Origin of the sequence: Clostridium sp. 29_15, from assembly GCF_001916075.1 — a bacterium.
Taxonomy (GTDB): Bacteria; Bacillota; Clostridia; order Clostridiales; family Clostridiaceae; genus Clostridium; species Clostridium lentum.
The window spans coordinates 42,384-55,274 of the sequence record NZ_MNRT01000037.1; the positions used below are offsets into that span (position 1 = coordinate 42,384).

Here is a 12,891-nt window from a genome sequence, read left to right on the forward strand (position 1 = left end):
GTTGAAAAATATTTTAATATACACTTAACAAATAAAAAAACATACATAAATGTAAAATAATATAAAAAATTCCATAGAAAAAACGGTAAAAACATGGTAAAATAAATACTTTAAAGAAAAGTTAAAATTTTACGAGAATTAAATGTTAAATAAGTGGGGTGGAAAATATTAGTATGAAGAAAAGAAAAATTAAAAAAATTATAGCAATATCAGGAGTAATTGGTGGAATATTAGCTTTAAATTCAGTAAAAGCTCATGCGGTAGAACTTACTGATGATTTATCAAATGATGGTCATGAGCAAAATATTAATAGCAGATCATCAAATAAGGGACAAGTTGTAAATGTTGACTCAACATATTTAAGGATTAGAGCAGCAGCATCAACATCTTCAGAAGTTTTAGGAACTATGATTGAAGGAACAAGATTTAATATTATATCAAAAAGTGATCAATGGTATCAAATACAATATAATGATATAGTAGGATATGTATTTGAAGATTATGTTGATGAAATATCAGCAGGTTCATCATCTACCACATATGATGTTATATATACAGGAACTGTATATGATGCAGCTCCTAATTTAAGAGTAAGAAGTGGAGCTTCTTTAGATTCATCAATTATAGGATATGTGTTAGATAACTCTACAGTATCTATTGTGGCTGTTGAAGGTAGCTGGTATAAGATCCAATATAATGGGGGATATGGCTATGTAAGTGCAGATTATGTTTCTATAGGAAGTACAAGTAATGGCGGAAATTCAAAAAATGATTCAGGAAGTTCTTCAATAACAGCTGTAGGATATGCTTATGATTTAGGCAATATAGCTCTTAGAATACGTGAAGGAGCATCAATTTCATCAACTATTTTAGGTAATATATATGAAGGAGATGCAGTTAATATAATAGGAGAAGAAGGAAATTGGTATAAGATATTATATAATAATTCCATTGCTTATGTGAGTAAAGAGTATATTACATTAAATAAGTATTCATCAGAAACAGAATCAGATAATAATGCTTCAATAAGAAGTGGATATGTTGTTAATGTTGAAGGATCAAATTTAAGAGTGCGTCAAAGTCCATCTTCTAGTGCTATTGTTTTAGGATATCTAGTAAATAGTGAAGCAGTAGAAATTGTTGGAGAAGAGGGAAATTGGTATGAGATCAATTATAGAAATTCAACAGGATATGTACATTCAGATTACATAAAAGTTGGAATAGGTGGCACTTTAAATGAAGATTCATCAGAAGGAAATACTACAGGTTCAGAAAATATTTCAAATTCAGAAGCATATAATATAGTTTTAAATGCTATGAAGGAGCAAGTAGGTGCACCATATGTATGGGGTGGATCAGGAGAATATCTTACCACTAATTCACTAAATGAATTGAAGGTTAGATTTCCTGAAGATGCAGCATATGGTGAGTATATTCATGCTGAAGGATATGTGAATCAAGGGTATCGTGCATTTGATTGCTCTGGATTAATGCAATGGGGATTTGCTCAAGCTGGAATAAATATTGGTAGAACTACTTATTCTCAAATAAATGCTGGTATTGAAATACAATTAAGCGGTGTTCAGCCAGGAGATTTATTGTTTAGTGCTGATCTTGGACATGTTGGTATGTATATAGGTGATAATCAATGGATAGAATCTTCAAATACAGGAGACTTTGTTAAAATAAGAAATGTTCCTTGGAGTTATGTAAGCAGAGCTAGAAGAGTTTTAAGTTAATTATTTATAATATAAAAAATATTTATTAAAAAGGATTAAGTATATAAATAAGCTTAATCCTTTTGTCATTATATAGATAAAAGTAATATATAGATTATATATAAACATATAAATATTTATAGTAATAATTAAATAGGAGTAGATAAAAAATGGTTTCATGGATAGGTGAATGTATTTTTTATGAATTATTTTTATTAGGATTTTGTGGAGTATTAGAACCAGGTAAAGAATATCAAGAGAAAAATAGACTAAAGAAAGTTATACAATTTATACCACATTTAAAAGAAATGAAGGTAAATGCAGTATATCTAGGACCAGTATTTGAATCTACGTATCATGGATATGATACAATAGATTATTTTAAAATAGATAAGAGATTAGGGACAAATGAAGATTTTAAAGAATTATGTGATAAGCTACATGATAATGATATAAAGATTGTTATTGATGGAGTTTTTAATCATGTAGGAAGAGATTTTTTTGCCTTTAAAGATTTGCAAGAAAATAGAGACAAGTCTAGATATTGTAGTTGGTTTGTTAATTTAAATTTTAATGGCAACACTCCAGAGAACGATGGTTTTTATTATGAGCCATGGAATAGATGTTTTGATTTAGTGAAACTTAATGTATGGAATGAAGAAGTGTGTGAATATCTTTTTAAGGCACTAGATTTTTGGGTCGATGAATTTAAAATAGATGGAGTGAGAATAGATGCAGCAGATAGTATTGATTTTAGTTTTTTTAAAAAATTAAGAAATCATATAAATTATAAAAAGGAAGACTTGTGGCTTATGGGAGAAGTTATTCATGGAGATTATTCAAGATGGGCTAATGATGAAATGCTTCATACAACTACTAATTATGAGTGTTATAAGGGGTTATATTCCAGTCATAATGATAGAAATTATTTTGAAATAGCTCATTCATTTAGAAGGCAGTTTGAAAAAGGCGGAATCTATGAAAAGTTATGTTTATATAACTTTGTAGATAATCATGATGTAAATAGACTTGCTAGTGTAATAAAAAATCCAGAGCATATATATAATATTTACACATTGCTTTATACTATGCCGGGAATTCCTAGTATATATTATGGTAGTGAATATGGCATAAAGGCTATAAAGGGAAAGAATACTGATTTACCATTAAGACCAGAGTTAAATATAGATACTTTAAAAGATGGAAATAAGAAACTTTTTAAATTAATATGTGATTTAGGTGAGATAAGAAGTAAAAGCCAGGCTATAAGGCATGGAACATATACTCCCATCATTATAAGAAATGAACAATTTGTCTTTTTAAGAAAGTTTAAAGAGCAGGAAATATATGTTGCACTAAATTTAGATGATAAAAATGTAGATATTAATTACAATTTTAGTTTTCATAAGGCAATAGATTTATTAAGTGGAAAAGAAATTAGCATAGATGGAAATATATCTATAGAGCCATATGGAGCATTAATAATCAGTAAAGATAATTCTATATAAAAGAAAAAAGGAGGATGTTGCACTAAAAATTTTATATATAATATATTGTTTTAATAATTAAAAATAAACACAATATATTGTATTATTTATTCTTAATGCGACATCCTCTTTTTTTCAACAAACTGATAAAAATAAAATAAATTATTTTTAGTATTAATATTTTTTTACATAAAGTTATATATTGTATAAAGAGATTAAATAATTATTATGACTCAATAAATGAAATCGGTACTAGAGGTTTGCAAGTAAGATTTATTCCATATGGAATAAATTTTAAATATAAAATATGGAGGGGATGTTTTATGGTTAATAAAAAATTAGTAGCAGCTGGAGTTGTTATGTCTATGGTTGCCAGTTCTTTAGTTGGATGTGGAGGAAGCAGTGAAGAAGGAAATGGAGGAGATTCAGCACAGATTTATTTTTTGAATTTTAAACCAGAAATTGCTGATGTTTATAAGAGTGTAGCTGAAGACTATGAAAAAGAGACTGGAGTAAAAGTTAAAGTAGAAACAGCTGCAAGTGGAGACTATGAGCAAACTTTGAAGTCAGAAATGGCCAAGAGTGAAGCACCTACAATATTTCAAATAAATGGGCCAGTAGGATATAATAACTGGAAAGATTATTGTGCAAATTTAAAAGATACTGATCTTTATAGTCATTTATCTGATAAATCTCTAGCAGTAACTGATGGAGATGGAGTTTATGGTATACCTTATGCAGTTGAGGGATATGGAATAATTTATAATCAGGAAATAATGGACAAATATATAACTCTTGCCAATAAAAAGACGAATATTACATCTGTAGATGATATTAATAATTTTGATATATTAAAAGAAGTTGTTGAAGATATGCAGGCTAATAAAGATGAACTTGGTATAGATGGTGTATTTTCTTCAACATCTATGTCTTCAGGAAATAGATGGCGTTGGGATACTCATTTAGCAAATCTACCATTTTATTATGAGTTTAAAGATGAAAGTGAAGATGATACACAAATTATAGATACTGGTCTTGCATCAGATACAGTAGAATTTAAATATAATGATAAATATAAAAATATTTTTGATTTATACTTAGATAATTCTTGTACTGAAAAAGGACTTTTAGGAAATAAGAGTGTTGATGATTCAATGTCTGAATTTGCTTTAGGTAAATGTGCAATGGTTCAAAATGGAAATTGGGCATGGGCACAAATCAAAGATGTTGATGGTAATGTTGTTAAACAAGATGATATAAAATTCTTGCCAATATATACAGGTATAGAGGGAGAAGAAAGTCAAGGTATATGTATAGGTACAGAGAACTATTTCGCAGTTAATAGTAAAGCTTCAGAAGCTGAACAACAAGCTTCAATAGATTTTATAAACTGGCTATTTACCAGTGATACAGGAAAATCTTATGTTGTTGGTGATTTAGGATTTATAGCACCATTTGATACTTTTACTGAAGAGGAGAGACCATTAGATCCATTGTCAAAGCAAGTTATGGAATGGATGGAGAAAGATAATATTAAAAATGTAAATTGGATATTCCAAGCATTCCCAAGTGAAAAATTTAAAGAGACATTTAATGATGCATTACTTGAGTATGTTCAAGGGACTCAAGATTGGAATTATGTAGTTAAAACAGTAAAAGATGATTGGAAGTTAGAAAAAGCACAGTAGTTAATTGATAATTAAAAATAGAGAATTGATAATTGAGGAGGAAAGTCATTAAGGAGTTTCATCCTTAATTATCAATTATCGATTAATTAAGGAGGGATTCTTGTGCAGAAGATTTTAAAGAAGTATTTTGCTTTTTTTGTATTGCCTACTTTTGTAGCTTTTTGTATATCTTTTCTAGTACCTTTTATAATGGGCATTTACTTATCTTTTACTAAGTTTACAACAGTAGCTGATGCACAGTTTGTAGGATTAAGTAATTATATAAAGGTTTTTTCAAATGATGAATTTATTAATGCACTATTTTTTACAGTTAAGTTTGCTGTTGTTTCAACTATAACAGTAAATATATTGGCATTTACCTTTGCTTATTTATTAACTAGGAAATTAAAAGGCACTAATGTATTTAGAACTATTTTCTTTATGCCCAATTTAATTGGAGGAATTGTTTTAGGGTATATATGGCAAATAATAATTAATGGTGTATTAAGTCACTTTAATGTGAATTTAACATATAGTGCTAGCTATGGGTTTTGGGGTTTAGTTATAATGATGAATTGGCAGCTTATAGGATATATGATGATAATTTATATTGCTGGAATTCAAAATATACCTAATGATTTAATTGAAGCAGCTAAGATTGATGGTGCTTCAAAATCACAAATTTTAAGAAATGTTACAATTCCATTAGTTATGCCTTCTGTTACAATATGTCTTTTTTTAACTATATCTAATGCTTTTAAGTTATTTGATCAGAACTTGGCTTTAACAGATGGTGCACCATCTGGAGCAACATCAATGTTAGCTTTGGATATTTATAAAACATTCTATAGTAGGAATGGCTGGGAAGGAGTAGGACAGGCAAAAGCAGTAATATTTTTTATTATAGTTGCTATAATAATGATTATTCAATTAAATATTACTAGGAAGAAGGAGGTTGAAAGTTAATGAAAGGCAAAAAAAGTAATATAGTTATTTATATATTATTAGTAATACTGGCAGTTATATTTCTTGCTCCTATATTTATAATATTATTTAATTCTTTTAAAGGTAAGCTTTATATTAGTGATGCTCCTTTTAAATTACCTACAGCTGAGACATTTGTAGGGGTACAAAATTATATTGATGGATTGTCAAAGACAGGTTTTTTAAGTGCCTTTGGTTGGTCAATATTCATAACATTTTTTTCAACAATTGTAATTGTATTGTTTACTTCTATGACAGGTTGGTATATCACTAGAGCTAAAAATAAAGTAAGTACAGTATTATATTTTATCTTTGTATTTTCTATGATTGTTCCATTCCAAATGGTCATGTTTACTATGAGTAAGGTGGCTAATATGCTTAGTTTAGATAATCCTATAGGTCTTATAGTACTTTATCTTGGGTTTGGAGCAGGACTTTCAATATTTATGTTTTCTGGCTTTGTAAAGTCAATTCCCATTGATATTGAAGAGGCAGCCTTGATAGATGGTTGCAATCCTATAAAGACATTTTTTTTAATAGTGCTTCCATTATTAAAGCCAATTTGTATTACTGTAGCAATATTAAATGTAATGTGGATATGGAATGATTATTTGCTACCATCTTTAGTATTAAAGAGTGATTATAAAACAATTCCAATGGCAGTACAATATTTAAGAGGCGGTTATGGCGCAATTGATATGGGTGCAATGATGGCCGTATTAGTATTAGCAATTATACCTATAATAATATTCTATTTAACTTGTCAGAAATATATTATTGAAGGAGTAGCAGCAGGAGCAGTTAAAGGGTAATGATGAATTATGAATTGTGAATTATGATTTTAAAAAGGAACTATATGGAGGATTATATAGCTCCTTTTTAAATTATCTTATTTAATAGCTGGCTTTATTTCTGTAATTGTTTCAAGATTGCTATCTGCATTGTTAATTATATCTTGAGACATTTCTTTGATAATATTATCTTTAGTAGACTCATTTATTAATTTGGCTAGAGATTTTGAAGCTTCAATAAGATATTGAATTTGATTTATATAAGTTAAAGAATCGCTTTCATCAGGATTTATTTTGTTTAAATTATTAAATAGTGTATCAGTGATTTCTTTTGATGCTTTTGTATATTTTTCACTGGCAGCAGCATCTGATTTTTTAGAAGTAGAAAGTTTATCTATTAGAATTCTGCTCTCGCGAATAACTCCGCTATTTTCTTGAACTATTTCTTCAGCAAGATCAATAAGCTGTTCATCAGTTATGTAACTTTGAATCAAAGCTGAAATGTATATGGCTGTTCTAAGTACTGATATTTCTGAGTTAAGAAAATCTACATCATTAATACCAGATGAGGGACGTGCAGAAAACTCACCTTTTAAATCTTCAATGTGAACAGAAGCTCTATCTTTATAAGAATCTTTCACTGCAGGAGCAGAGTTAGTAGGAATGTCTTTACATAAGGCAGCAATATGTAAAGGTGGAAAGAATGTAGTTGTACAAGTTACTCCAATTAAAAATGTAATTAATAATTTTTTCATAAAATTTACTCCTTATATTAATTAATATAAATATTTTATGTAAAAACTTAAAAATTATTAGATATAATTAATATCTAATGAGGGAGGAAGACAAATGAGTGAATTAACAAAAGAAGTAATAAATGTTTTAGCTAAAGAAGAGGATGATAAAATATTAAAAGAAGTTTTAGATTATTATGAATTTCTAAAATGGAGAAATCAAAGAGAATTAGAAAGTAAGACAATAGAATGTAATGAATATAATGATGATCAAGAAATTGAAATAGAATGGTTTTTATAAAATCAGTATGGCATGTTTAACTTTAAACGTGCTTTTTATATGAAATTAAAATCTAATTTAAATGAAAAAATAAATATTTATTATGTACAAGAAGGAAAATTTGTAATATTATCTTATTATAATAAAAAATAGTATAAGGAGAAGAAAAATGTTAGATAATACTAGTAGTAAAAAAATTATGTGGTATAGTCTAGCATTTATGGCCTTTTCAGGAGTTTGGGGATTTGGTAATGTAATAAATGGATTCTCTGAGTACAATGGATTGCAGGCTATAGTGGCTTGGCTAATAATATTTGCCCTATATTTCATACCATATGCGTTAATGGTAGGAGAATTAGGATCTGCCTTTAAAGATTGTGGTGGAGGTGTCAGCTCTTGGATTAATGAGACAGTAGGAGCAAAGCTTGCATACTATGCAGGGTGGACATACTGGGTTGTACATATGCCTTATTTATCACAAAAGCCTAACAGTTTTATGATAGCTACCAGTTGGGCAATATTCCAAGATAAGAGAATTAGTGATATGGATACAAGGCTTATGCAATTGGCATGTTTAGCCATCTTCCTTTTAGCAATTTACCTAGCCTCTAAAGGAATAAGTATATTAAAAAAACTATCAACTTTAGCAGGAACTTCTATGTTTATCATGTCAATATTATTTATTTTATTGATGATAGCAGCTCCAGCACTTACAGATGCACAGTTAAATACAATAGATTGGTCACTTAAGACGTTTATACCTAAATTTGATATAAGCTTCTTTACTAATATTTCAATTTTAGTATTTGCTGTTGGAGGATGTGAAAAAATATCTCCATATGTAAATGAAATGAAGGATCCAGCAAGAGGATTCTCAAAAGGTATGATTGCTTTAGCAGTAATGGTTGCAGTAACGGCTATACTTGGAACAATATCACTTGGAATGATGTTTGATTCAAATAATATTCCAAATGATTTAATGACTAATGGTGCATATTATGCTTTCCAAGAATTAGGGGACTACTATCATGTAGGAAACTTATTTGTGATTGCTTATGCAGTAACTAATATGATAGGCCAATTTGCAGTGCTAATAATTTCTATTGATGCACCTTTACGTATGCTTCTTGATAGCGGGGATAAAAGATATATTCCAGAGGTGCTATTTAAGAAAAATAAAAATGGGGCTTATGTAAATGGACATAAACTTATTTTAGTAATAGTGTCACTTTTAATTGTGGTTCCAGCATTTGGTATTGGTAGCGTTGATGAATTAGTGAAATGGCTTGTAAAATTAAATGCAGTATGTATGCCATTAAGATACTTATGGGTATTTGTAGCTTACATAGCTTTAAAGAAAACTGGAGAAAAATTTGGTAGAGAATACTATTTCGTAAAGAATAAAGCATTAGGAATACTAATAGGTGTATGGTGCTTTGTATTTACTGCTATAGCATGCATTGGTGGAATATATTCAGAAGATGTATTCCAATTAATGTTAAATATTGCTACACCAATAGTACTGATCTTACTAGGGCTTATTTTGCCATACTTTGCTAAAAAAAGTAATAGATAATAGCAAGAATAAGGTAGTGTTAAAAAAACATTAAGATGATTTTTTCATCTTAATGTTTTTTTTATTTTATAAATAAGAAAAATTAACTTGAAAAATATGTATAAATTAAGTAAAATGTAATAGAAAAAAGTAGAAAAAAGGGATAAAATATGCTTTTATTTAATAATATTACATGGTACTCTTTGGTAGCCTGGTTTGTTGTTTTAGGCGCATTAATATTAATCAATGAGTTTGCTAGAAAAAGTAAAGTATTTTCAGTGATATTATGTGTAGTTATGCCAATAGTACTAACAGTATTTGTATGGCCTCATACTGCAGGGGAAGGATCTAGTACAGGAACATGGTTTCATTGGGTAAAGGTATATTCTGCATTAGCTGGATGTCTTATTTTTATGGGAATTAGGTATTTTAAATCTTGGAAGGATAATAAGTATATTCTGATGCTTCCAGCAATAATTTTAGCAGTTAATATATTAGAAGCAGTAGTAAGAGATTTTCAGTGTTATGGATATGCTGAAGGAATTGTTGATGGAGTATGGATGCTTGGTGGACCTTGGAATATAATTAATGGTATTGCAGGAATATTAAATATTCTTACTATATCAGGATGGGTAGGAATATTTGTAAGTAAGGATAGAAGTAGAGATATGATATGGCCAGATCAGCTATGGTTTTGGATTATAGCATATGATTTATGGAATTTTGTATATGTATATAATTGTGTGTCAGATCATTCATTTTATGCAGGAGCAGCCTTACTAATTTCATGTACACTTCCATTAATATTTATTAAAAAAGGAGTTTGGATACAAAATAGGGCTTATACTTTAGCAGCTTGGATGATGTTTACAATGACATTCCCTAGCTTTGTGGATACATCAATTTTTGCCGTGTAATCATCACATAATGCTAAAGCACTTTTAATAGTGAGTATTATTTCACTTCTTTCAAATATAATTGTATTTATATATCATTTCTATAAAATATTTAAATATAAGAGAAATCCATTTAAAGAAGATGTTCACTTTGATCTAAAAGCTTTCTCGGCAACTCTTTTTGAAGCTACTATAAATAATAGTATATAACCTGTAAGAACAAGTTCCTGCCCATATAAGGTTACACTATCTGGGATATAGCCAGTATTATTCCTATCTAAAGCTTCTAATATATCTAAATTTGCATCAACTACAAAAATAGAATAGCCATAAAGCAAAAAAAACAGACCTATTTTTTCTAAGTTTGCTAAATCAATATCTTGTTGCTTTATTAATTGTTCAAAATTATTATTGTTTTCAGAAGTTTCATTAGAATCAGAAGTTTCATTAGAATTTGTAGTGTTTTTTTTATCCTTCAAAATCAAATTCTCCTATGAAGCAGTATAAAATAATATATGATTAAAATAAGAAAAGGTTATTTTTTTAGATGTGTATTTAATAGGATATATATAGTTTGACAACCATATGTAAGAAGAATAAAATATAGTTTATATTGAATTCAATAGATAAGAGGTGATTACTATGGGAAGCTGTAATAGTTGTCCAAGTAAAGGAACATGTGGTAAAGATGAACAAAGTTGCGGAATAGTAAATAATCCACAAAATAAAATTAAAAATATAATTGGAGTAATGAGCGGTAAAGGCGGAGTTGGTAAATCAACAATGTCAGTTATGATAGCAAAAGAATTAGCAGCTAGAGGATATCAAGTTGGGGTTTTAGATGCTGATATAACAGGACCTAGTATACCAAGGTTATTTCATATAGAAAATGAAAGAGCTAGGGGAACTGAACAACTTATTTATCCAGTAGAAACTGCTGAAGGAATTAAAGTAATGTCTTTAAATCTAGTGGTTGAAAAAGAAGATGAAGCTGTGATTTGGAGAGGACCAGCTATTACAGGAATAGTTAATCAGTTCTGGACAGGAGTATACTGGGGAGAGCTAGATTACTTAATAATAGATATGCCACCTGGAACTGGTGATGTACCACTAACAGTAATGCAATCAATTCCTATAAAAGGTGTTGTAATGGTATCTATACCTCAAGATATGATATCTATGATAGTATCAAAGTCAATTAATATGGCTAGAAAAATGAACATAGAAGTACTTGGTGTTATTGAAAATATGAGTTATATACAATGTCCTGACTGTAATAAGAAAATTAGAATGTTTGATGGTGAAAACACAGAAAAATTCTTAAAGGATATGAATGTAGATTTATTAGGAGAGCTTCCTATGCATAAATCAATTGTAAATTATAGCATTGCAGAACAAAATGAAGATATTTTAGATTTATTTGATCCTATAATTGATAAAATAATAAGTAAATGCAAAAAGAAAATAATCCTATAAAAAAGGCAGCTCTATAAAGCTGCTTTTTTTATTGTTGCTCCATGTCCATAAGTTTTCCACCGTATAATTTTTTTACGGTAAACTCAATGCCAAAGGCTTTTTCATAAGATTGAAGTATTTCAATATCTTTATTAGTTATTAAGCACAGAGAAACTCCAGAATTATTTCCTCTAGCTGTTCTTCCAGCTCTATGTAAGTATTCATTAGGATTTACAGGGAAATCTAAGCTGATTATATGGCTTACTTCAGGAATATCTAGACCTCTAGCAGATAAGTCAGAAGAAACAAGAACATTACATTTACCTCTTCTAAAGGAGTCTAAAGCTCTTTGACGTTCTTCTTTAGAAGCATTTCCATAAATAGCTGTAGATTTAACTTTATGGTATTGTAGTTTTTCATTAATTTGTCTAAGCTCAGTATTGTTATTAACAAATACAATAGCTCTTTTAGGTTGCTCAGCAGCAAGTAGTTTTCTTAAATTTTCAAATCTATCTCTTAGGCTACCTAAGATACAGATGTGTTCAATTCTTGGATTTATTTCAGATTTATTTTCAATCTTAATGATTTCAACTTCTTTTACTAATGTTTTAGCAAGGTTTAAAGTTTCTTTATTAATGCTTGCAGAGAAGAACATTAGCTGACGGTCCTTCATAGTTGACTTTATAATATCTTTTATTATTGTAGGTTTATTTTTAGATAATAAATTATCTGCTTCATCTAGTACGATTGTTTTAATAGTGTGAGCAGTAATTTTTCTTTTCTTGATTAAGTCAAGGATTCTTCCAGGAGAACCAATAATTATGTGAGGTTTAATTTCTTTTAGTTTCTTTATTTGCTTTTCAATATTAGATTCGCCCATTATTGATAAAGATTTAATATCCATATGAGAATTAGTAGCTAGAAGTTTTATTTGTGATTCAATTTGAACTACTAATTCGTGAGTAGGAGCTAAAATAATAGCTTGCATTTCACGTTTTTCTAAGTTTATTTTTTCAAATATAGGAATAAGGAATGCAAGGGTTTTGCCAGTTCCAGTATGTGCTTCAGCAATAATATCTTTATTTTCTAAAGCAAAAGGAATAGAAGTTTCTTGAATACCTGTTGGGGTTGTGATATTTTGTTTTTTTAATGCCATAACAATAGACTGGTTTATATTTAATTCATTAAATGATTTATTCATTGGTGTCTCCTTAATATAATAATAGTATTTATAGTATACACTAAAATAAATAACAGTATAAAGAAAAAAATAAACAGTAAAAAAATTAGAGAATTTTGCGAACAAAAAATGATAAGAATAGGT

Annotated in this window: 11 protein-coding genes and 1 pseudogene; 9 read left to right on the top strand and 3 right to left on the bottom strand. The window is 28.7% G+C overall.

Annotated features, from left to right (window positions below; all coding sequences use genetic code 11):
* The first annotated feature begins 173 nt into the window (after window positions 1–173).
* The 5 genes from BHW04_RS08690 to BHW04_RS08710 all read left to right on the top strand — a co-directional run bounded on the left by BHW04_RS08690 (window position 174) and on the right by BHW04_RS08710 (window position 6,668).
* On the top strand, window positions 174–1,739 hold the full coding sequence (locus BHW04_RS08690) for a C40 family peptidase (protein WP_022213170.1): 1,566 nt from the start codon (window positions 174–176) through the stop codon (window positions 1,737–1,739).
* A gap of 149 nt (window positions 1,740–1,888) precedes the next feature.
* Window positions 1,889–3,226 (top strand): alpha-amylase family glycosyl hydrolase, encoded by a 1,338-nt coding sequence (locus BHW04_RS08695; RefSeq protein WP_302623873.1) that lies wholly within the window; start codon window positions 1,889–1,891, stop codon window positions 3,224–3,226.
* A 302-nt stretch (window positions 3,227–3,528) separates the two neighbouring features.
* Window positions 3,529–4,893: an ABC transporter substrate-binding protein gene (locus BHW04_RS08700; RefSeq protein WP_302631537.1), complete on the top strand. Its 1,365-nt coding sequence runs from the start codon at window positions 3,529–3,531 to the stop codon at window positions 4,891–4,893.
* A 102-nt stretch (window positions 4,894–4,995) separates the two neighbouring features.
* Entirely contained in the window at window positions 4,996–5,838 is an 843-nt protein-coding gene (locus tag BHW04_RS08705) for a carbohydrate ABC transporter permease (protein WP_302630640.1), read from the top strand.
* Entirely contained in the window at window positions 5,838–6,668 is an 831-nt protein-coding gene (locus BHW04_RS08710) for a carbohydrate ABC transporter permease (RefSeq protein ID WP_186834528.1), read from the top strand. The genes BHW04_RS08705 and BHW04_RS08710 overlap by 1 nt, the downstream gene beginning before the upstream one ends.
* A 77-nt stretch (window positions 6,669–6,745) precedes the next feature.
* Here the strand turns inward: BHW04_RS08710 and BHW04_RS08715 are convergent, their stop codons facing one another.
* Window positions 6,746–7,402, bottom strand: a complete 657-nt coding sequence (locus BHW04_RS08715; protein WP_022166327.1) for a hypothetical protein — start codon at window positions 7,400–7,402, stop codon at window positions 6,746–6,748.
* Between the two features lie 94 nt (window positions 7,403–7,496).
* On the opposite strand from BHW04_RS08715, the gene BHW04_RS08720 reads away from it, so the two are divergent.
* The 3 genes and pseudogenes from BHW04_RS08720 (at window position 7,497) to BHW04_RS08730 (ending at window position 10,322) form a co-directional block, all read left to right on the top strand.
* Window positions 7,497–7,682 (top strand): hypothetical protein, encoded by a 186-nt coding sequence (locus BHW04_RS08720; RefSeq protein ID WP_302631538.1) that lies wholly within the window; start codon window positions 7,497–7,499, stop codon window positions 7,680–7,682.
* Between the two features lie 148 nt (window positions 7,683–7,830).
* Window positions 7,831–9,237 (top strand): APC family permease, encoded by a 1,407-nt coding sequence (locus BHW04_RS08725; RefSeq protein ID WP_302699397.1) that lies wholly within the window; start codon window positions 7,831–7,833, stop codon window positions 9,235–9,237.
* A 149-nt stretch (window positions 9,238–9,386) separates the two neighbouring features.
* A pseudogene (locus tag BHW04_RS08730) lies at window positions 9,387–10,322 on the top strand (DUF5692 family protein).
* Here the strand turns inward: BHW04_RS08730 and BHW04_RS08735 are convergent.
* Window positions 10,259–10,591: a hypothetical protein gene (locus tag BHW04_RS08735; RefSeq protein WP_302631540.1), complete on the bottom strand. Its 333-nt coding sequence runs from the start codon at window positions 10,589–10,591 to the stop codon at window positions 10,259–10,261. The pseudogene BHW04_RS08730 and the gene BHW04_RS08735 overlap by 64 nt on opposite strands.
* A 163-nt stretch (window positions 10,592–10,754) precedes the next feature.
* Here BHW04_RS08735 and BHW04_RS08740 point away from each other — a divergent pair, with 163 nt between their 5' ends.
* Complete coding sequence (locus BHW04_RS08740) at window positions 10,755–11,588, top strand: Mrp/NBP35 family ATP-binding protein (protein ID WP_302631541.1); 834 nt, start codon at window positions 10,755–10,757, stop codon at window positions 11,586–11,588.
* 28 nt (window positions 11,589–11,616) lie between these two features.
* Here BHW04_RS08740 and BHW04_RS08745 read toward each other — a convergent pair whose 3' ends face one another.
* Window positions 11,617–12,768 carry a DEAD/DEAH box helicase gene (locus BHW04_RS08745; RefSeq protein ID WP_302623274.1) on the bottom strand — a complete coding sequence of 384 codons (1,152 nt, stop codon included), beginning with the start codon at window positions 12,766–12,768 and terminating at the stop codon, window positions 11,617–11,619.
* Between the last annotated feature and the right edge of the window lie 123 nt (window positions 12,769–12,891).

What these genes read in the sequence shown, in the direction of transcription:
- BHW04_RS08720 (WP_302631538.1), top strand. Translation starts at nt 7,497, where the DNA reads ATGAGTGAATTAACAAAAGAAGTAATAAATGTTTTAGCTAAAGAAGAG.
- BHW04_RS08710 (WP_186834528.1), top strand. Translation starts at nt 5,838, where the DNA reads ATGAAAGGCAAAAAAAGTAATATAGTTATTTATATATTATTAGTAATA.
- BHW04_RS08745 (WP_302623274.1), bottom strand. Translation starts at nt 12,768, where the DNA reads ATGAATAAATCATTTAATGAATTAAATATAAACCAGTCTATTGTTATG.
- BHW04_RS08690 (WP_022213170.1), top strand. Translation starts at nt 174, where the DNA reads ATGAAGAAAAGAAAAATTAAAAAAATTATAGCAATATCAGGAGTAATT.
- BHW04_RS08700 (WP_302631537.1), top strand. Translation starts at nt 3,529, where the DNA reads ATGGTTAATAAAAAATTAGTAGCAGCTGGAGTTGTTATGTCTATGGTT.
- BHW04_RS08740 (WP_302631541.1), top strand. Translation starts at nt 10,755, where the DNA reads ATGGGAAGCTGTAATAGTTGTCCAAGTAAAGGAACATGTGGTAAAGAT.
- BHW04_RS08715 (WP_022166327.1), bottom strand. Translation starts at nt 7,402, where the DNA reads ATGAAAAAATTATTAATTACATTTTTAATTGGAGTAACTTGTACAACT.
- BHW04_RS08695 (WP_302623873.1), top strand. Translation starts at nt 1,889, where the DNA reads ATGGTTTCATGGATAGGTGAATGTATTTTTTATGAATTATTTTTATTA.
- BHW04_RS08725 (WP_302699397.1), top strand. Translation starts at nt 7,831, where the DNA reads ATGTTAGATAATACTAGTAGTAAAAAAATTATGTGGTATAGTCTAGCA.